Raw genomic sequence first — 18,458 nt, 5'->3', positions numbered from 1 at the left:
TAAAAACAGCAAATTTAAATCGTTTATCGTTTCGTCTATGAAGTATCGAATTTTGCACCATCTGATAGGGAAAGGAATCGAACTTTAAGAAAAGAGGAGACAGACATATAATGAAATCAACAAGTGATGGATACGCTTACAACATTGATGAGACGGGAAGGAGAGGAAGGCATGCTGTCTTCGCGATCGCGTGAAATTATTAAAACGTTGGTGCTAGCACCAGAACCACTCCGAATAAAAGAAGTAGCACAGGTCTTTCAAGTTAGTGAACGAACCGTCAAATATGATTTGGAGCATATCCGTGCTTGGCTGAAAGAACGAAATATTCCTTTGCTTTCTCAACCCAATAAGGGAATCTGGCTGGAATGTGAAGGACAGATCAAAAATCAAATAATCAACTGGTTACAAAATCACCGGGCAAATGAAATTTTTTTACATCAAAACGAAAGAGCCCGCTATATCGCCCTGGAGCTATTATGTGAAGTCCGATATTTGCGGATCAAGGATTTTACGGAGAGCTTATTGGTAAGTCGCAATACGATCATTTCAGACCTTGAAAAGGTAGAGCGCTTCTGTAGCTATTGGCAATTACATCTTGAGCGAAAGCTACGTGTTGGCTTACGAATGGTTGGTACTGAACTTCAGCGGAGGCTAGCACTAGAGCAATTAATGCTGGATTTACTAGACGGTGCTCAAATGTTTCAGCTAGTACAGAGCATTTCACAAGAACAGGATAGCATGACTCTCATCATGCCAATTTTTCAGAGATTGAAAATAAGAGAAGAGGAAGCATACCGATTAAAAGAAGCATTAAACCGTGTCGTTCTTCGTATAGGGAAAGAACTACGGATTCATCTGTCAGACCGAGTTCTAATAAGCCTATTGATACGGATGGGGATCGTCGTGCAACGCTTGCGTAGCGGATACAGCAACCAGCTAGATACGCTAGAGATTTCAGCTATTCATCAGTTTTCTATTTTTGCCTATTTCAAAAATGAACTGCAAGTCTTGTCTGAACAACTGTCGCTTCCGATCACTGAGAAGGAAATAGCCTTTATTTGTATGCCGACCATCGGGATGATCGTGGACCCACATGCCTATGAGGATACGGTTGATTCCTCCGAGCAAGCAGAGATTTATGCACTGACTGAGGAACTTATTCAAGCGGTAACGAACAAATGCGAGATTCGATTTCGAGAAGATCCAGGCCTAATGGAGCATTTATTTGCGCATCTGTCAGATCGAATTGTGAAATACAGAAATGGCGTTTTGGACCCGAATCCACTGACTGATGATATCATTCGGACATATCCTTCCTTGTTTACAGTATTGAAGCAAATTTGCTTAGAAAAGTTTGCAAAGTATCAAATTCTACTTTCTAATTCTGATATCGCCTACATTGTCCTTCATTTTCAAGCTGCTCAAGAAAGATTGGCAGGTCATAGGCAAGTGCGGACCTTACTTGTTTGTGGAACGGGAAGAGGAGTAGCAAGATTTCTCCAGACCCATTTAGAAAAAGAAATCAAAACATTACAAGTGGTAGGCCTTTGCTCTAGCTTGGAGGTTGATAGCTTCCTACAAAGGCGCTCTGTTGACCTTATCGTTAGTGTAATCCCCCTACAGGCGAAAGTACCTGTTGTGCAAATAAATGCCCTGCCCACGAAACAGGATCGAGAAAAGCTACAATCTGTTTTAAACGTGGTAAAGGCAAAGCAACTGGAGGAAGCCTCCCAAGCAGGAGAATGGAAGGCAATAAAAGTGAAGTCACATACAGCTAAGCGGCTCTCAAGTGCAGTAGATTCCAGTACTGATCCGTTCTCAAGCAGAGAGCGAACAAATTCTAGTCTACTTGTGAAAAATACTTCATCTGCCATGGCTCAGGAAATGGAACATATGACACAGGACATTATCCTGCAAGGTTTTGAGATTGGAATGAAAGTAACGAGTCGATTTGCTCATCTGTTACCTGAAAAGAGGCAGCAAGGCTTGCTTCTACACGTTCTACTAATGGTGAATCGCCTGTCGCATGGCAGCTCTTATCTAAACTATGAGACAAGCGGATTACAAGAATCTCGTCACATGAAGGCCTATCGGCAGGAGCTAATCCAATTTTTTGAGCAGGAGCATCTTTCAGTGCCAACCAGCGAGCTTACTGCCATCATGCGATATTTCACAGAAGAGAGGGGCTAACATAAAAATGGACTACGATGTACTTCTTTGTAATGGTCTTGTGATAGATCCAGCTAACAGCCGAAACGGTCGTTTTCATATTGGGATTCGAGGGGACAACATTCAAAGGGTTTGGGAAGCAGATGATCATATGCCTCTTCCAGCCTCTAAAATGGTGATTGATGCGAAGGAATTGATTGTGACGCCTGGATTAATAGACTTGCATGTGCATATATTCACAGATTACACACCGCTGGGCATTCAAACGGATCGGATTGGTGTACAGCAGGGTGTGACAACAGTGGTGGATGCTGGGAGTGCCGGCGTGGAAACCTATCCTATTTTTCTGGAAAAAGCCGTTACGAGCAGTGAGACGGAAGTGCTTGCTTGGATCAATATTTCACGATTAGGGCTCTGTGGAGGACTTTCAGAGTTAGCTGATTTATCTCAATTGGCACCAGTAGAAACAGCTCATTTGATGAAAAATGATTCGCGTATCTGTGGTATTAAAGCAAGAATGAGCGCTTCTGTGGTACAAGAAAACGGAAGTAAGCCCCTATATATAGCTAAACAGGTGGCAAGAGAACTAGAGGTACCAGTGATGGTTCACATAGGAAATGCACCTCCAGCGCTACATGACGTATTGGAATTATTAGAAGCTGGGGATGTTGTTACACATGCGTTTCATGGGAAAAAAGGCGGTATTTTTACAGAGGAGGGTAGCTTGCTTCCAGAAGCAGAACGGGCATTGAAGCGTGGTGTAATCTTTGATGTCGGTCATGGTACCTCTAGCTTTAGCTTTGCCACGATGAGACGTGCGCTGGAATTTGGGATTAAGCCATACACCATTAGTACAGACATTTATCGGCAGAACATAGATGGTCCTGTACACAGCTTAGCAATGACAATGAACAAATTACTAGCGTTAGGTGTTTCTCTCGATGAAGTGGTAGAGATGAGCACATGTAATCCAGCTAGGATTTTACGAAAAGAGCATGAAATCGGCACCTTAACAGAAGGGACACGAGCTGACATTAGTCTGTTGAGAATGAAAAAAGGGCCCTTGGAACTAACTGATTCTGAGCAAGCTACCCTTACCACATCAAGTTATTTGCAGCCAGAGCTCACTATTAAATCAGGAAAGGTATTGAAATGCGTATGATGATAAGCATCGTGGAGGAAGTAGCTAAATTATCTCCCATACAAGATACAGAGGTGTCCGAGTTAACCAAGCTGTTAGAGGACATACAGCAGTTGACGAGCCAGATTCCGCTGACGATTAACGAGGAACGCTGGATTGCGATGGGAGTTCATCTGCTGGCCTTTATGAGACGCGTGCAACATAAGGAGAGACTAGCTGCAATGGATTTATCTTTGATGGAAGAAGGAGATGTAAGGTTACAGCAAATCTCGCAAAAGGTTTTGGATGCTTATGGGGAGCAATATGGTTTTTTGATCGAACCAATTGAAATCTTTCTTCTGCAAGTTCATTTAGAAACAGCAAAGGCTTTATTAGAAGAGACGAAATAGGAGGGAATTGTAATGGGTGAAATTAAGGTGGTTATTGGAGATCGTCTAGGAAAAGGACAGAATATTGCGAAAGGGATTAAAGCGGCTGGAGGTCTACCTATCCTTATTCCGGGAGTCGGAGCAGATATGAAGGTCGGAGATTACATGCATAAGGAGCATGCCGATTTTGGACTATCTTTTTGTGGAAGCGGTGGAGCTGGCGCTGTTACAGCTAAAACGAAATATGGCTATGAGATTGAATTTGGCTTACGCTCCATAGATGCGGGCATTACGGCCTTGCGTGAAGGGAAAAAAGTAATTGGCTTTGGGTTTATGGATACGGAGGAATTGGGGAGACGGATGACAGAAGAGTTTAAAAAAATGAAAGGATAGGAGGAAGCAGGGAATGTATAAAGAGCTTGATTACACGTTGACGCTAAGCGGGAGCGGTGATTCTAAAGAAGCTGCCTTTCAATTTGTGTTTAGTCAAATTAAAAGCAAGATGGCTCGCGAAATTCCTGATCTCATTTTACGAATTGAACCGATGGATGTTGAGGTTTTGAAGGCAACGCAATTTTCCTATAAAGAGCGCTTTCTAGGGATTTTGTTTCCGCGTACTAGAACGAAATACACGATTGAAGTGCGTATTTTGGTCCGTTTACGTGTAATTGAGCTGTCCAAAATAACGTTTACGGAAGAAATTCAATCAACTTCTAGCAGGCAGATCAAACTAGCGAAGAATCCTAACACGTAAGCACAGAAAAGAGGGAGTAGCGGATGGGTATCACCTTGGTCATTATTGTGAAATCAATCATTATTGGTGCACTCGTTGGGTTTGGAGTTGGAGCAGGTGCGGCTCGTATGTTTCACGCTCCCAATGTGCAAGGGATGGGTGCTTTTCGTACCTTTGGTGAATTAAATGCATGTGAAGGAGATCCAATATCTCACTTTTCATTCGGTTTGGGATTTTTATTTAATGCATGGGCGTCTGTTGTAGGTGCAGGTGCGTTGACTCAGGACGTTGATCATCGCATTATCCCAAACTGGGCAGCGGCTGGTCTGTTATGGAAAAATCGGAATGTTTCTGAAACGTTACATAATCCGAAAAAAATGGCATTTGTAGGAGCGTTTGTAGGGGTTGTCGTGGTGACTTTATTAAATTCTACCGCCTCGTCCATACCATCTTCCATGCAGTTAGTAGCAACTAAGGTATTGGTCCCGGCTGCAAACTGGCTGATTAACCCAATCATGCCAATCGTTTTCTGGATGGCTGCGATGGATGCTGGTAAGCGTACTGGTTTATGGGGGACGGTACTAGGTGGATTGGCTCATTTAATCATGGGGAATGCTGTCCCTGGTATTGTTCTTGGTATTCTCATCGGTAAAGGTGTGGACGACAGCGGCTGGAACCGTATTACGAAAACCTTGGTGCTTGCGGTAGTGCTTTTATACACATTAAGTGGTTTCTTCCGTGGTTTCGATGTAGCGTTTCTGCATAGTATTCAGGTGGATATTCCCCAATGGCTTATTGATGTACACAAATTATTTGGATCAGAGGTGAAATGATATGGACCAATCGTTAGAAAAACAAGGCTTTTGGATGTCTGAATGGGCTTTTCCTATCTTTGTTGCCTGCTTATGCTCGGGGATTTTTGCTGGTACACATATGTATTATGTGCATCATGTAGGAGCATTTAATGATATTGCTATTGTAGCGATGTTAGAGGCAGGGATCAAAGGCGGAAGCTATGGTGCTGCAGCGGCATTTGGCGCTAGCTTCTTGTTTGCCCGTGTCTTAGAAGGCCCCCTAGTAGGGATTTTGGATATCGGCGGTGCTCTACAAACGGGCATCGGAATTGGAGTACCTGCCCTGTTGCTAGGAGCCGGAATCGTGGCTCCCATAGAATCGTTTCCGCTCGCGTTGCTAGTAGGTGCTGGTCTAGGTTTCTTGATTGGGATCATTATTATTTTCATTCGGCGCTATACTGTAGCTGGTTCTACCTCAACCTTTGGGGCAGATGTCATGATGGGGGCGGGAAATGCTGCTGGTCGGTATTTGGGACCGTTAATTGTTATCACAGCGATTATGGCCTCAATACCAGTGGGCATTGGCGCGACAATTGGTGCGGCCCTGTTCTATGCGTTTAAAAAGCCCATTGCAGGTGGGGCAATCATTGGGGCAATGATTATGGGTGGAATTTTTCCGATTCCAGCATAAAAGAGGTGCTTATGGAAAGTTGTCTTGCGTGTACTTAGATTCCTGTATCTTTTTACACATACGCTAGAAACAGAAAGGCTGAGAAAAACATGTCAATCTATCAACAGCTAGGTCTTCAAGCCGTCATTAATGCGAGTGGAAAGATGACGGCGCTAGGTGCAAGTGCTGTTCATACCGAAGTGGCTCGAGCTATTTCAGAAGCTTCGATGGATTATGTGAATATGCAGGAGCTGTTAACTTGGGTTGGGAAACGTATCGCAAAAGCAACCGGAGCAGAAGGAGGCTGTCCAACACTCGGAGCCTCGGCAGGAATAGCAATTGCTACTGCGGCCATTGTTGCAGGAAGCAATCTTTCGAAACTAGAGAAAATTCCATTTTTACAAGGTGTTCCGAATGAAGTGATTATACAGAAGGGGCATTCTGTACATTTTGGTGGAGCTGTCCCACAGATGATGGCTTTAGGAGGAGCCCACGTAATTGAGGTAGGTCATGCCAATTTTGTGGAGGCCGAGCATATAGAGGGGGCGATTAGTGAGAAAACGGCTGCGCTCTTTTATATCAAGTCCCACCATGCCGTACAGAAGGGGATGCAATCTCTTCAGACCATGCTAGAGATCGGACATCGTCATCAGCTCCCTGTGGTTGTGGATGCAGCGGCTGAAGAAGATTTGCGCAAGTATGTTCAGATGGGCGTGGACTTGGTCATTTATAGTGGTGGTAAAGCCATCGAAGGACCAACCTCGGGTTTTATTTGCGGCAAACAGCACTTCATTGACGCGTGCCATGCTCAATATAAAGGAATAGGTCGTGCAATGAAGGTCGGGAAGGAAGCGTTGATTGGTTTAACAGTGGCACTGGAGCGCTACGCCAATAAGCGTGATACGGGCGAGGAGCAAAAGGGGCGCATGCAATCATTTTTGGAGCAGATAAAGGATGTGCCAGGAATCACAGGACGCATTGTTCAGGATGAGGCTGGCCGCGAAATTTACCGGGCACAACTAACGATCGATCCAGCCATAGCTGGGATGACGGCTTTAGAGCTAGCGCAAAAATTGAAAGAAGGAAATCCCTCTATTTATACAAGGGATCATTATGCCAATGTAGGAATCATCTATATTGACCCAAGACCCTTGCTTCCCCAACAAGAAAATCTGATTGCTCAGCGTTTACGTGAGATATTAGCAAGCATAGAAGGAGGAAAATGATGAGTAGCCATGTAAAAGTACGCGTCAATTTATTAGCCAGAGACCCTGAGAATGCAAAGGATATCATGGAAATATTGAATGGGCAGGTATTAATTGGTCTTATGGTCAAGTCATTTTCAAGTGTGGAATTGGCAGTTGAAAAGGTAAGGGAGTATCAAAAAGCAGGGATTCCAGTGTCAGTAGGCTTAGGAGCGGCTGACCCCACTCAGTGGAAAAAAGTAGCTGAGGTAGCCAAGCAAACGATCCCACCGCATGTGAATCAAGTATTTCCAGCAGCTGGCTACACGATTGGACTATTGGAGGCTGAAGGTGGGGCAAATACCATTGTCAATGCGGTGATTACCCCAAGTGGAACCGTAGGAAAGGTGTATGTAACCACAGGGCCTGTGAGTCAGAGGTATGAGGAAGCCATCTCATGTGAAGCGGCGGCGGCATTAATCGCGGACATGGGTATCCCTTCTGTCAAATTTTATCCATTGAATAACCGATTAGATGAGTTAATTGCCATGGTAAAGGCTGCTGTGGAAGCAGGTATTACCATTTTTGAGCCTACAGGAGGAATTACGATTGAAAATATGGCAGAAACGGTGCGCATTTGTATCGAAAATGGTGCTAGAGAAGTGATTCCTCATATCTATACGTCTATCGTGGATAAAGCGACTGGTTTGACAAGAATAGAAGATGTGCAAGCTGTAAAAGCTACATTAGCTGAGTGGTTATAGGTTATAGTTGATTTCGGTGTGCAATTTTTTCCGAATGGTCCCTTTGATTCGGCTACGTTAATCGTATAAAATAATGAATGATAGACTGATTGGGTATATCCCATTCAGTCTCTTTTTGCTCCTATAAACGAGGCAGCATTGATAAGCGGAAACCTGCTATAATGACAGTGTTTTTAACTTTATTTAGAGGGTGAATACAATGATGCGTATCACTATTTTGATAGCTGATGATGAAGCAGAGATTGCAGAGCTGATTGCGTTACATGTAAAAAAAGAGGGATACCATTGCATAAAAGTGTCTGATGGGCAAGAAGCAATTCATGCGGTTCAGAACCATTCGATTGATCTGGCGATTTTGGATATTATGATGCCAAAGCTGAATGGGTATGAAGTAACCAGACTTATTCGGGAACAGTATCCTATGCCGATTATTTTCTTAAGTGCAAAAAACTCCGACTTAGATAAAATCTCAGGATTAGTAATGGGTGCAGATGATTATATGACCAAACCATTTAACCCTATGGAACTGGTTGCTCGAATAAATGCTCAGCTTAGGCGCTCCATGCAGTTAAATCAACTGGCTGCGACGAACAAACCTGTTGTGGAGGCGGGGGGCTTAATCATTTATCCGGAGGAACGAACCGTAAGCCTTTACGGCAAAACCATTGAGCTGACGCCAAAGGAATTTGATATTTTGTATTTGTTAGCTCGTCATCCCAAGAAGGTGTATAGTGCCGAAAACCTTTTTCAACAGGTATGGGGTGAGGCATACTTTGAGGGAGGGAATACCGTCATGGTCCATATTCGTACCTTACGGAAAAAACTTGGAGAAGATAAAAATCGAAACAAACTAATAAAAACCGTCTGGGGAGTAGGGTATTCGTTCAATGGATAAAATGATACGAAGCTTTCGTTCTAAAATGATTCTGTTATTGGGTCTTAGTATGCTCTTGTCTGGTACGATTACCTACATACTCTATAAAGCTCTTCAGCTTTATTATCGTGTTCAGGTCAAGTTCGAAAACCCACTAACTACGATTCGCTATTTCATCAGAGATATAGGGGATATCAACTTTTTTCTGCTTATTTTTATCCCTCTTGCTATTTTGTTTTTCTTTCTTTTGACCAAGCCTTATGCCACTTACTTTCAACAGATATCCAATGGCATTCATCATCTTGCCAATGGTAATTTCACAAATAGGGTTCATATTCCTTCGAATGATGAGTTTGGAGATATTGCAAAAGATATTAATTTGGCGAGTGAGAAGTTGCAAAAAGCGGTCGAAAGAGGAGATTTCGCAGAAAATAGCAAGGACCAGCTAGTATTGAATTTAGCCCATGATTTGCGCACTCCGCTGACTTCTGTTATAGGGTATTTAGATTTCATTCTACAAGACGATCATTTGACCCCAGAACAAGTCAGACATTATATGGCCGTTGCTTTTACCAAGTCTCAACGTTTAGAAAAGCTGATCGATGAATTATTTGAAATCGCGAGAATGAATTATGGAATGCTTCCCATTGAGAAGAAGCCAATCGATTTAAGTGAACTTATCGTGCAATTAAAAGAAGAACTATACCCAGCCTTTGAGAAAAACCAGCTGGAAGCTAGACTGAACGTAACGCCGCAGCTAATTATTTGGGGAGATGGGGAACTGCTTGCGCGGGTGTTTGAAAATCTCTTGACCAATGCCATTCGTTATGGAAATGATGGTCAGTTTGTAGATATTAGTTGTTATCTGGATGTCGAGGATGTGGTAGTTGAGATAGTCAATTATGGAAATTGCATTCCTTCAGAAGAGCTGCCGCACATCTTTGAAATGTTCTACACAGGTGACCAGGCACGAACCCATCAGGGAGGAAGCACAGGTCTGGGGTTATTCATTGCGAAGAATCTTGTAGAGCAGCATCATGGTGTTATTTCTGTGGAGAGTAATGTGATCCAAACATGTTTTCAAGTGCGGTTACCGCAGAATTTTCATCAAAAGACCCAAGATTTTAAAGACTAACCGAATAAATTAAGAATTATTTTAGATTTACCCTGCTTATTTTTTAAACAGTTGTCCCTATCCTATAGGATGAAAGGGGAAGCTGTGTATGAAAAAGTGGGGTTTTTTCGTTATTATCATCGTTTTGTTGCTAGGATATAAAACGATCTTTCAGGATACGGATTATACAAACAGGATAGTATCAATTGTGAAAAATATGAGGTCGATTCATATCCTCTTGCCGAAACGGTAAAGGCAAAGAACCGTCCGATAGGGAGAATTCGAACGGTCGCTTTCCTAATAACGAAGTGTTACATGTCATAGCTGATAGCACCAGTTTTAACATTCACGTCAGCTTTTCCCGCCTTGTTAGCAATCGCTTCAAAGGTAATGATTTTCGTTGTGTTGGTTGGATATGCCTGGAACTGATAATCAGCGGAAATGATAATCTGCTGAAATCCAATTTTTTCAAGAATCATTCTAAATTCCTCTACGCCGTACCAACGTAGGGGAAATCGTTCTAGCTCAGTTTCTACTAGAGTTCCATTACGCCACTTTTCATATCGGCCGTAAGAAATACTATATTGATTAATATAATCTACCTCAACCAAAGTATCTTGATATGTGATCACATCAGCGTTATCACATGTCCATGTTCTTGTTGAGATCGTTCCAAAGCTGAACTCTGTTTGTAAAAAAAGATCAATGATTAATTTTCCGCCGTTTTCCAGACTGTGATAAAAGTTTTGTAAGGCTGTGATGGATGCTTCTCTCTCATGAATCAATAAAAATGTTCCAGCGGGTATAATAATGGCCTGATACAGGGTAGGTGAAGCATAAGTTTCCATCGTTGCTTCAAACAGGGTTGGAGATAGTCCCTTTTTTTGGCAGTTATTCTGACAGATTCGAAGCATTTCTGGGGAGCTATCATATCCTTCTACCTGTAAACCACTTTCCAAGAGTGGAATAAGTATCCGACCTGTACCTACAGCAGGTTCAAGGATTTTTCCTTTATGTAGGAGTAATCGTTGTTTATAAAATTCTACATCACCAAAGGAATGACCAATTGGTTTATCCAAATCATATACTTCTGAAGATAAACGGTTATAAAAGCCAAGCATACTAATACCTCCTTATTTTATCAGAAAATTATAACATTATATGAACTAAATCAAAAGTCCGCCTGCAACATGGATTTTCATGTACAAACGGACTTTTGATTTTCAGAGGATAGCTAGTAATGAATACTTAGCTTTCTTTGGTAAACGTAAAATTACGCGCTATATATAAAATCGGTGTAGAAGCAGCCGAAACTACGAATTTAATCAGATAGGTTGTGAGTAAAATGTCAAACCAAGTATCCATAGGTAATACCCCTAAAAAAGCAATGGTGCAGAAGAGTACGGTATCAACGAATTGGCTAATTAAAGTGCTTCCGTTATTTCGAATCCATAATTGATTTGGTTTCGGACATATCTTCTTTAAGAAAGTATAGATACGGACATCTAAAAACTGACTAATAAAATATGACGTTAAACTAGCAATTACTAGTCTAGGCATAATGCCAAAAATCATGGCTAAGGCATCCTGCTTCGCCAGCTCCTCTGGATGAGGTACAAATCTAAGGGCCATCTGCATGATAATGGTTGTGGCAATTAGCGTGAAGAAACCAAACCAAACAGCTTTTTTCGCTTGCTCTTGCCCATATTTTTCATTGAGCAGGTCACTGCATAGATAGATAGTTGCATACATCGTATTTCCAAGCGTCATGGCAAAACCAAACAGCTCAACTATTTTCACTACTTGAATGTTGGCCAGCACGGTAGCAAATCCAATCCAAGCATATAAGCCTACTTTGCCAAAAAAACGATAGCATAATAAGAATAAGACAAAATTGACTAGCACAAAGCCAATCCCAAACCATAAATTAAACATGTATCCTCCTAGTTTTGATAACGCGGGAGATCTCGAACCGCGAAGAGTGTATGAAGTTGTTACAAGGACTCATTGTAACAAGCTTCACCCAGTGGTTCAATGCTTTTTTCCACATCAGTAGTTATTCTTTGATGGAGGAGTATCATTTAACCAGCAATCAAAAAAATTTTTTAGAAAAAACAAACCAAGTAAAAAGAATTCTCTTTCTCCCAATGCAAAGAAGAGCAGCAAATAGCTGCCCTATATGGAATATGTTTAAAGAATAAGATTTAAAATCTCATCGACCCACTCCAAATTCTCAGCTTGTAACCAGATGGAGGGCTGCATATCTTCCGCTCGATAATAAAAGGAATCTACCTTTATAAAAGAAGAAAAATGCGCAACACTGTAATTTGCCAACGGGTCATCCTCATAAAATAAAACGTTCCCCCAGTTATTTGCTCGTTGCTTCTTCAATGCTAGGTATTCTTCATAAAACTCATCTTTGACTACGATACGAAGATCAATGTCAGAGTACAGATCGGTATTTTATATGGATATCTTTTCCTTTTTACCTATAAAACTTTCTTTTTGATAGATAAAACTCATCAGGGACGCTTGTCGACAGGCTCTTTACAAAACAACCAATGTCGGTCCATAACGTGTTCAAGCTGAATCTCGATCTCAAAGAAACGGGATAAAAGCTCTGGACCAAGCATGTCTTGTGTCTGACCAGAATCAAAAATACTCCCATTCTTGAGTAAGAGCGTATGAGTAAAACAAGGCAAAATTTCTTCTATATGATGGGTGACGTAGATAATGGTGGGAGAATTAGGCTGTTTCGCCATTGTTTCAATGTACAGTAATAATTGTTCACGTGCTATAAAATCAAGACCCGTTGTAGGCTCATCTAAAATCAACAATCGTGGGGATGCCATTAGGGCACGGGCTAATAAAATACGCTGACGTTCGCCTTGTGACAAAACCTGATAGGGACGATGCTCTAAATGAGTACAACCAAATTGTTCTAATAGAGCTTTTGCCTGTTCTATCTCTTCTTGAAGCTTTGGCTCGTAAAGGCTTAAAGAAGCGTGTTTACCAGATAATACAATCTCTAGCCCGGTATCACCGCCTCGAAGCTGTTGTTGCAGAGAACTACTGACAAGGCCGATTTCTTTGCGTAACTGTCGCAAGTCATAGGTACCGAACCTTTTTCCAAGAACCTCAATTTCTCCAGAAGTAGGCCAAACATAGCCGTTTAGAAGCTGAAGGAGGGTTGATTTACCTGATCCATTTAGACCGAGTAGACACCAATGCTCTTGAGAATGAATGTTCCAGCTTATTTCTTTAAGAATAGGTGTATCACCGCGTTTCCAGCTTACCTTGTTTAAAGTAAGAATTGGTTCAGCATGCACGAGTAGGTTCTCTCCTTTTTCGTCTTTTTAATCATTGTACTAATTTTCTGTCTTATATATCAATCTAGAAATGAAGGGATTAAGAAGGAAATATCGTTTTATTAAACCTTTTTTCCAAGAACAATTACAAATAAATAATACGAACAAAAAATAAACATTCAATAAAAATGTTCGGATTCTTTCTTGATTATTTAAAAAGCAATGTTATAATCAATAAGGCTTGTAATTTCCTAACATTTTCAAGGGGGCAACATCTATGAATTATGATGTTATCATTGTCGGAGCTGGTCCAGCAGGCATTTTTACGGCATATGAATTGATCCATAAAAAACCTGATTTACAGATCCTGTTGATTGAAAAAGGACATAATATTTACTCGCGTCGCTGTCCCATCCTTGAGAAAAAAATTAGTAAATGTCCGCCTCCAGCAGGTCGAAAGGATTTTAGTGGTTGCTTGCCAGCCTGCTCAATTACCAACGGATTTGGTGGAGCAGGAGCTTATTCAGATGGAAAATTTAACATCACGACAGAATTCGGTGGCTGGATGACCGATTATTTAGCACCTTCTGAAGTGCTTGAGCTGATTAAATATGTTGATGATATTAATTTAAAACACGGAGCTACTCCCAATATAACCGATCCAACCACGGAGGCTGTCCGTGATATAGAACGTAAGGGGCAAGCAGTTGGACTGAAACTACTGCGTGCAAATGTCCGTCATTTAGGTACGGAACAAAACTTGGAGATTTTGAAGAGTATCTGCGAAGAGCTAGAATCAAAAATTACAATGCTTTTTAAGCAGGAAGTGGAAGATATCATTGTTGAGCAAACGGAAAGTGGTAAAGAAATTCGCGGAATTACCTGTAAAAAGGGTCAGGAGTACCGAGCGAACAAAATCGTTATTGCTCCTGGCCGAGACGGCTCGCAATGGTTCGGTGAGATTTTGAAAAAACAGGGCCTACGATTGAGTAACAATCAAGTAGATGTGGGGGTTCGTGTAGAAACGACCAATGTAGTCATGGAAGAAATCAATAAGCATCTATATGAAGGGAAGTTCTTGTTCAAATCTTCTACGGATCAAATTGTGCGAAGCTTTTGTTCCAATCCAAGCGGTCATGTTGTTGTAGAAAATCACAGCGGTGTAATGGCGGCTAACGGGCATGCATACAAGGATGAGAAGCTGGGGTCCCCTAACACGAACTTTGCTCTGCTTGTGTCTCATGTCTTTACAGAACCATTTGATAAGCCAAACGAATACGCGAAAGAGGTATCAAGACGAGCGAATGATCTTTCTAACGGCTCCGTGATTGTACAGCGCTTTGGCGATATAAAACGTGGGCGGCGTTCGACAGAAAAACGACTGAAAGAGGGATTTATTGAGCCAACGTTAAAAGAAGCCGTACCAGGTGATCTCGGCCTAGTATTACCATATAATACAATGAAAAGCTTAATTGAAATGGTGGAGGCACTCGATCATGTTACGCCGGGTATTGCAAGTGAACACACGCTGTTTTATGGAGTAGAAGCGAAATTCTATTCAGCACGTCCATATTTGAATCCGCACTTTGAAACAGAAATTAGTGGTTTATATGCAGGCGGCGATGGAGCAGGTTTAACGCGAGGGCTTGCGCAAGCAGGAGCATGCGGCGTTCATATTGCTCGGGGAATTTTACGTCATCTGCCTTAAAATATGGAAGAATACAACTATATTTTGTCACAACAGCATGATTGTCAAGTCCATTTCTTGTGCTATAATATTTTCAAATGGGTCACATCTCATTCATGTAAATAATAATAGTTTTAGGTAATGGAAGTTTGGTGCAAATCCAACGCGGTCCCGCCACTGTGATAGACTGTTTTCCGGTCTTAAGTCAGGTCTTTTACCTAAAAACTACTGAAAGGCTAACCATTTCGAGGCGAAAGTGGTTAGTCCATGTCTAGTGATGTTCCCGCCTCACTAGACTTTTTTAATGGAGAAAGGAGCGGAAATGGTAAGAAGAGTTTGTCAAATCGCCTTACTTATTGCACTTGCGCTGGTAAGTGTAGTGGGTTGTTCAAATAATGAAGTAGCGCAAAACACATTAGCAGAAGAAAAGGTTGAAAACAAGATCGTTGTGGAAGTTTCAAGCGATCAGGGCAAAACCAAAATTGCCGAAAAAACAATTCAATTCAAAGGGGATCAAACCTTGTATGAGTTGATGAAAACCAATTTTAAAGTGGAAGACGATAATGGATTTATCACGTCAATTGAGGATGTGAAGCAAAATCCAGCAGAGAAAAAGTATTGGTTATACGAAGTGAACGGAGCCCCAGCGGTTACAGGAGCCAAGGATCTTAAAGTCAAAGATGGCGATGTCATTAAGTGGGATTTACATGCCTCCTAACCACCAAATACACAAAGCATCCCTATCCAGTGTAAGAGGCATAACGCTGCTAGCTATCTTAGCTGCCTTGTCTGTTGCTGGCCGGATTGCACTGTCGTCCATACCTAACGTACAGCCCGTGACAACATTTGTCATTCTTATGACAATTCTGATGGGACTTCAATATGGTTTGTTGCTTGCGATAATTGTGATGATTTTGTCAAATATGGTCCTGGGAATCGGGATTTGGATTATCCCGCAGATCATTGCGTACTGTATAATTGTCGTAGTAACCGGTATATTTATACGTCCTGTGTTTCCAAAGTTTTCCTTGTTCGTGATGGCCATATACGCCGGATTTACAGGAATGCTTTACGGGTTTATTAACTCTCTTTGTCAGATACCGCTTTACGGTTCAACTTATTTTCTTGTTTATTATCTAGCAGGAGTCCCCTATGATACGATGCATGCAATTGGGAATTTCGTTTTTTATGTCGTACTCACACCTCTTTTACTTCCTTTGTTGCACAAATTGATAAATCAACATTTTGCTAAGTCTTGACAACTGAACAGGCACAATGCAGTGCTTGCCGAATTATATCAAACCTTTGATGCAAAAGGTTTTTATACACAAAGACGTGTATAGTGTTTTTAAAAATAACAATCAATACATAGTTGACTATATGGTAAATATAGTAGTACAGTATTGGTAGAAAACAGAATACAGGTTACACAAAGACGTGTTACTTATGTAGATAGCAAAGAGGCTTTTAAAGGGTATGCTCCCTTCTAAAAAGCCTCTTTTTTTATTCCAAATGGAGGTGTCAGCATGGATAAGGTTAGTTTTAAAACAGATATTTACATGGGACAAGGCGCACTACATCGCCTGCAGGATCTGAAAGAAAAACGAATTTTTATTGTCACAGACCCTTTTATGGTTCAATCGGGAATGATTCAGCATGTCATTGACCAGATTGACGCGAGTAATAAGCACTTGGTTTTTAGTGATATCGTTCCAGACCCGCCAATCGAGGTTGTTGTAAGTGGAATGAAAGCCCTCAGTGAGTTTGAAACGGATACGATTGTTGCACTAGGAGGAGGCTCGGCTATCGATGCAGCGAAAGCAATGAAATATTTTGCGAAACAAGTGTCGAATCAAAAAGACCTTCCTTTCATTGCGATTCCGACAACAAGTGGAACAGGATCAGAGGTAACCGCATTTTCTGTTATTAGTGATCAGCAAAAAAATATTAAGTACCCTCTAGTGTCGAATGATATGACGCCAGAAGAAGCTATTTTAGACCCAGAGCTAGTAAAAAGCGTCCCTGATTTTATTACAGCCGATACGGGAATGGATGTTTTGACGCATGCTATCGAGGCGTTTGTGTCTACAAAAGCAAATGATATTTCTGATGCTCTAGCGGAAAAGGCGATGAAGCTTGTCTTTGAATATTTAGTAAGAGCATACAAGGATGGTAATGATTTAGAGGCACGTGAAAAAATGCACAATGCTTCATGCCTTGCAGGAATGGCCTTTAATGTTACATCACTAGGCCTCAATCACGGAATTGCCCATGTAGCTGGAGCTAAGTTCCACATTCCTCATGGTCGCATGAATTCCTTACTGCTTCCACATGTCATCGAATTCAATGCGAATTGTGGAACAGGATATGGTCAGGGTGAAAATCAGGCGACCGCTAAGAGATACGTAGCTATTGCTAAAACCTTAGGTCTTCCAGCAAGCAATACGAGAAGTGGAGTGCGCAGCTTAATTAATGCAATCAAGCAATTGCAAAAACAATTGAAAATGCCAACGAATTTGCGGGATTGTGGCATAGAGTATAAGCAACTGGAAGAAATGAGAAATGCGATTGCAGAAGGCGCGCTTAAGGATGGATGTACAAAAACAAATCCACGTGTGCCAACGGAAGAAGATGTTATTGGAATTTTGAACAAAATGTTTCAGTAGCGAATATTTTGTCGAAATTAGTCTAATGAAGTATTGACATCGTTTACAAGTTCAAATATAGTGAAATTAACACAATGACGTGTTAAGAATTTCAGTTGAGAGCGAAGAGGCTCCTTAAAAATTGCCGAGTGTATTTTTTAAGGGGCCTTTATGTGTTTTTAATGTTTTTTCAAGCAGATGGGATGAGATTTATGAGCCAAAACAACGAGAAACAACGTGTCATTCAGGAGTATGTACCAGGTAAACAAGTCACACTAGCTCATATCATAGCTAATCCGAATGCAGATATTTATAAAAAGCTAGGATTAGGTAGTGATACGAAGGATGCAATTGGTATTTTGACCATTACCCCAAGTGAAGCTTCGATTATCGCTGCTGACATAGCAACGAAAGCTGCTGGAGTGCTAATCGGCTTTGTGGATCGTTTTAGTGGATCAGTGGTGATTACAGGTGATGTATCCTCTGTGGAATCCGCGCTAAATGAAGTGTTGCTTGGCTTACAGAATATTTTAGGATTTTCAGCTACGAAGATAACGAGAACGTAGTTATGAAAAAAATTATTCTAACCGGTAATACAGGATGTGGGAAGACCACTTTATGCCAGCGACTTCACGGACATGTGATCGCCTATAAGAAAACACAAGCCATAGAAACCTTCGATCAAGCCATTGACACACCTGGGGAATGTATAGAAAATAGAGGTTTATATAGAATGTTGCTTGTAACAAGTGTCGATGCGGATGTCATAGGCCTTGTGCAAGATTGCACAAATGAAGATTGTTATTTTCCACCTTCTTTTGGTTCTGTATTTGCAAAGCCAGTTATTGGTATCATTACAAAAGTAGACATTGCCAAAAATACGGAGGATGTGAAAAAAGCCCGAGAATACTTGCTAGCGGCTGGAGCTTCGACCATTTTTGAGATTTCTTCTACTGAAAACATTGGTTTAGAAGAGCTGCAAAGCTATTTAAGTGATGATGAATAAG

The 18,458-nt window shown here is 41.3% G+C and carries 21 protein-coding genes and 1 riboswitch; of the genes, 17 read left to right on the top strand and 4 right to left on the bottom strand.

What is annotated here, in order from left to right; translation table 11 throughout:
• Positions 1–171: 171 nt before the first annotated feature.
• From BRLA_RS13140 to BRLA_RS13090, 11 genes are all read left to right on the top strand, one after another.
• Positions 172–2,190 carry a BglG family transcription antiterminator gene (locus tag BRLA_RS13140; protein ID WP_003336147.1) on the top strand — a complete coding sequence of 673 codons (2,019 nt, stop codon included), beginning with the start codon at positions 172–174 and terminating at the stop codon, positions 2,188–2,190.
• A 7-nt stretch (positions 2,191–2,197) separates the two neighbouring features.
• Positions 2,198–3,331 carry an amidohydrolase/deacetylase family metallohydrolase gene (locus BRLA_RS13135; protein WP_003336148.1) on the top strand — a complete coding sequence of 378 codons (1,134 nt, stop codon included), beginning with the start codon at positions 2,198–2,200 and terminating at the stop codon, positions 3,329–3,331.
• Positions 3,322–3,699 carry a PRD domain-containing protein gene (locus tag BRLA_RS13130; protein ID WP_003336149.1) on the top strand — a complete coding sequence of 126 codons (378 nt, stop codon included), beginning with the start codon at positions 3,322–3,324 and terminating at the stop codon, positions 3,697–3,699. The genes BRLA_RS13135 and BRLA_RS13130 overlap by 10 nt, the downstream gene beginning before the upstream one ends.
• A gap of 12 nt (positions 3,700–3,711) precedes the next feature.
• Positions 3,712–4,071: an SFCGS family glycine-rich protein gene (locus BRLA_RS13125; RefSeq protein WP_003336150.1), complete on the top strand. Its 360-nt coding sequence runs from the start codon at positions 3,712–3,714 to the stop codon at positions 4,069–4,071.
• 13 nt (positions 4,072–4,084) lie between these two features.
• Positions 4,085–4,432 carry a DUF4312 family protein gene (locus BRLA_RS13120; RefSeq protein WP_003336151.1) on the top strand — a complete coding sequence of 116 codons (348 nt, stop codon included), beginning with the start codon at positions 4,085–4,087 and terminating at the stop codon, positions 4,430–4,432.
• 23 nt (positions 4,433–4,455) lie between these two features.
• Positions 4,456–5,244 carry a DUF4311 domain-containing protein gene (locus tag BRLA_RS13115; RefSeq protein WP_003336153.1) on the top strand — a complete coding sequence of 263 codons (789 nt, stop codon included), beginning with the start codon at positions 4,456–4,458 and terminating at the stop codon, positions 5,242–5,244.
• 1 nt (position 5,245) lies between these two features.
• On the top strand, positions 5,246–5,896 hold the full coding sequence (locus BRLA_RS13110; RefSeq protein WP_003336154.1) for a DUF4310 family protein: 651 nt from the start codon (positions 5,246–5,248) through the stop codon (positions 5,894–5,896).
• A gap of 89 nt (positions 5,897–5,985) precedes the next feature.
• A complete protein-coding gene (locus tag BRLA_RS13105; protein ID WP_003336155.1) occupies positions 5,986–7,101 on the top strand; it encodes a DgaE family pyridoxal phosphate-dependent ammonia lyase in 1,116 nt (371 codons plus the stop codon).
• Positions 7,101–7,823: a KDGP aldolase gene (locus tag BRLA_RS13100; protein ID WP_003336156.1), complete on the top strand. Its 723-nt coding sequence runs from the start codon at positions 7,101–7,103 to the stop codon at positions 7,821–7,823. Before BRLA_RS13105 ends, BRLA_RS13100 begins: the two co-directional genes overlap by 1 nt.
• Before the next feature lie 199 nt (positions 7,824–8,022).
• Positions 8,023–8,718 carry a response regulator transcription factor gene (locus tag BRLA_RS13095; RefSeq protein ID WP_003336157.1) on the top strand — a complete coding sequence of 232 codons (696 nt, stop codon included), beginning with the start codon at positions 8,023–8,025 and terminating at the stop codon, positions 8,716–8,718.
• Positions 8,711–9,832, top strand: a complete 1,122-nt coding sequence (locus tag BRLA_RS13090; RefSeq protein WP_003336158.1) for a sensor histidine kinase — start codon at positions 8,711–8,713, stop codon at positions 9,830–9,832. The genes BRLA_RS13095 and BRLA_RS13090 overlap by 8 nt, the downstream gene beginning before the upstream one ends.
• 290 nt (positions 9,833–10,122) lie before the next feature.
• On the opposite strand, the gene BRLA_RS13085 is transcribed toward BRLA_RS13090, so the two are convergent.
• The 4 genes from BRLA_RS13085 to BRLA_RS13070 form a co-directional block, all read right to left on the bottom strand.
• On the bottom strand, positions 10,123–10,932 hold the full coding sequence (locus tag BRLA_RS13085; protein WP_003336159.1) for a class I SAM-dependent methyltransferase: 810 nt from the start codon (positions 10,930–10,932) through the stop codon (positions 10,123–10,125).
• Positions 10,933–11,059: 127 nt separating this feature from the next.
• Positions 11,060–11,746: a queuosine precursor transporter gene (locus tag BRLA_RS13080; RefSeq protein ID WP_003336160.1), complete on the bottom strand. Its 687-nt coding sequence runs from the start codon at positions 11,744–11,746 to the stop codon at positions 11,060–11,062.
• Positions 11,747–12,001: 255 nt separating this feature from the next.
• Positions 12,002–12,202: a hypothetical protein gene (locus BRLA_RS23755; RefSeq protein WP_003336161.1), complete on the bottom strand. Its 201-nt coding sequence runs from the start codon at positions 12,200–12,202 to the stop codon at positions 12,002–12,004.
• A gap of 131 nt (positions 12,203–12,333) precedes the next feature.
• Positions 12,334–13,140, bottom strand: a complete 807-nt coding sequence (locus tag BRLA_RS13070) for an ABC transporter ATP-binding protein (RefSeq protein ID WP_003336162.1) — start codon at positions 13,138–13,140, stop codon at positions 12,334–12,336.
• A 256-nt stretch (positions 13,141–13,396) separates the two neighbouring features.
• Between BRLA_RS13070 and BRLA_RS13065 the strand changes: the two genes are divergently transcribed.
• The 6 genes from BRLA_RS13065 to BRLA_RS13040 all read left to right on the top strand — a co-directional run bounded on the left by BRLA_RS13065 (position 13,397) and on the right by BRLA_RS13040 (position 18,457).
• Positions 13,397–14,827, top strand: coding sequence for an NAD(P)/FAD-dependent oxidoreductase (locus BRLA_RS13065; protein WP_003336163.1), 1,431 nt, complete (start codon positions 13,397–13,399; stop codon positions 14,825–14,827).
• A gap of 96 nt (positions 14,828–14,923) precedes the next feature.
• A riboswitch (adenosylcobalamin (AdoCbl) riboswitch) is annotated at positions 14,924–15,076 on the top strand.
• 52 nt (positions 15,077–15,128) lie between these two features.
• The gene (locus tag BRLA_RS13060) at positions 15,129–15,524 is read left to right on the top strand and encodes a DUF4430 domain-containing protein (protein WP_003336165.1); all 396 of its coding nucleotides are present in this window, start codon (positions 15,129–15,131) and stop codon (positions 15,522–15,524) included.
• A complete protein-coding gene (locus BRLA_RS13055) occupies positions 15,514–16,065 on the top strand; it encodes a hypothetical protein (protein ID WP_003336166.1) in 552 nt (183 codons plus the stop codon). The genes BRLA_RS13060 and BRLA_RS13055 overlap by 11 nt, the downstream gene beginning before the upstream one ends.
• Positions 16,066–16,332: 267 nt before the next feature.
• Positions 16,333–17,472 carry a 1-propanol dehydrogenase PduQ gene (locus BRLA_RS13050; RefSeq protein ID WP_003336167.1) on the top strand — a complete coding sequence of 380 codons (1,140 nt, stop codon included), beginning with the start codon at positions 16,333–16,335 and terminating at the stop codon, positions 17,470–17,472.
• A 191-nt stretch (positions 17,473–17,663) separates the two neighbouring features.
• Positions 17,664–18,017 (top strand): BMC domain-containing protein, encoded by a 354-nt coding sequence (locus BRLA_RS13045; protein ID WP_003336168.1) that lies wholly within the window; start codon positions 17,664–17,666, stop codon positions 18,015–18,017.
• 2 nt (positions 18,018–18,019) lie between these two features.
• Positions 18,020–18,457, top strand: a complete 438-nt coding sequence (locus BRLA_RS13040) for a EutP/PduV family microcompartment system protein (RefSeq protein ID WP_003336169.1) — start codon at positions 18,020–18,022, stop codon at positions 18,455–18,457.
• The last annotated feature ends 1 nt before the right edge of the window (position 18,458 follow it).

Source organism: Brevibacillus laterosporus LMG 15441, assembly GCF_000219535.2.
GTDB classification, from domain to species: Bacteria; Bacillota; Bacilli; order Brevibacillales; family Brevibacillaceae; genus Brevibacillus_B; species Brevibacillus_B halotolerans.
This window is presented reverse-complemented; position numbering and strand designations above follow the sequence as displayed.

Excerpts from the sequence above, each read along its gene's own strand:
- BRLA_RS13100 (WP_003336156.1), top strand. The coding sequence starts at position 7,101 with ATGAGTAGCCATGTAAAAGTACGCGTCAATTTATTAGCCAGAGACCCT.
- BRLA_RS13050 (WP_003336167.1), top strand. The coding sequence starts at position 16,333 with ATGGATAAGGTTAGTTTTAAAACAGATATTTACATGGGACAAGGCGCA.
- BRLA_RS13130 (WP_003336149.1), top strand. The coding sequence starts at position 3,322 with ATGCGTATGATGATAAGCATCGTGGAGGAAGTAGCTAAATTATCTCCC.
- BRLA_RS13105 (WP_003336155.1), top strand. The coding sequence starts at position 5,986 with ATGTCAATCTATCAACAGCTAGGTCTTCAAGCCGTCATTAATGCGAGT.
- BRLA_RS13040 (WP_003336169.1), top strand. The coding sequence starts at position 18,020 with ATGAAAAAAATTATTCTAACCGGTAATACAGGATGTGGGAAGACCACT.
- BRLA_RS13115 (WP_003336153.1), top strand. The coding sequence starts at position 4,456 with ATGGGTATCACCTTGGTCATTATTGTGAAATCAATCATTATTGGTGCA.
- BRLA_RS13080 (WP_003336160.1), bottom strand. The coding sequence starts at position 11,746 with ATGTTTAATTTATGGTTTGGGATTGGCTTTGTGCTAGTCAATTTTGTC.
- BRLA_RS13055 (WP_003336166.1), top strand. The coding sequence starts at position 15,514 with ATGCCTCCTAACCACCAAATACACAAAGCATCCCTATCCAGTGTAAGA.
- BRLA_RS13120 (WP_003336151.1), top strand. The coding sequence starts at position 4,085 with ATGTATAAAGAGCTTGATTACACGTTGACGCTAAGCGGGAGCGGTGAT.
- BRLA_RS13060 (WP_003336165.1), top strand. The coding sequence starts at position 15,129 with ATGGTAAGAAGAGTTTGTCAAATCGCCTTACTTATTGCACTTGCGCTG.
- BRLA_RS13085 (WP_003336159.1), bottom strand. The coding sequence starts at position 10,932 with ATGCTTGGCTTTTATAACCGTTTATCTTCAGAAGTATATGATTTGGAT.
- BRLA_RS13135 (WP_003336148.1), top strand. The coding sequence starts at position 2,198 with ATGGACTACGATGTACTTCTTTGTAATGGTCTTGTGATAGATCCAGCT.
- BRLA_RS13125 (WP_003336150.1), top strand. The coding sequence starts at position 3,712 with ATGGGTGAAATTAAGGTGGTTATTGGAGATCGTCTAGGAAAAGGACAG.
- BRLA_RS13095 (WP_003336157.1), top strand. The coding sequence starts at position 8,023 with ATGATGCGTATCACTATTTTGATAGCTGATGATGAAGCAGAGATTGCA.
- BRLA_RS13045 (WP_003336168.1), top strand. The coding sequence starts at position 17,664 with ATGAGCCAAAACAACGAGAAACAACGTGTCATTCAGGAGTATGTACCA.
- BRLA_RS13140 (WP_003336147.1), top strand. The coding sequence starts at position 172 with ATGCTGTCTTCGCGATCGCGTGAAATTATTAAAACGTTGGTGCTAGCA.
- BRLA_RS13065 (WP_003336163.1), top strand. The coding sequence starts at position 13,397 with ATGAATTATGATGTTATCATTGTCGGAGCTGGTCCAGCAGGCATTTTT.
- BRLA_RS13090 (WP_003336158.1), top strand. The coding sequence starts at position 8,711 with ATGGATAAAATGATACGAAGCTTTCGTTCTAAAATGATTCTGTTATTG.
- BRLA_RS13110 (WP_003336154.1), top strand. The coding sequence starts at position 5,246 with ATGGACCAATCGTTAGAAAAACAAGGCTTTTGGATGTCTGAATGGGCT.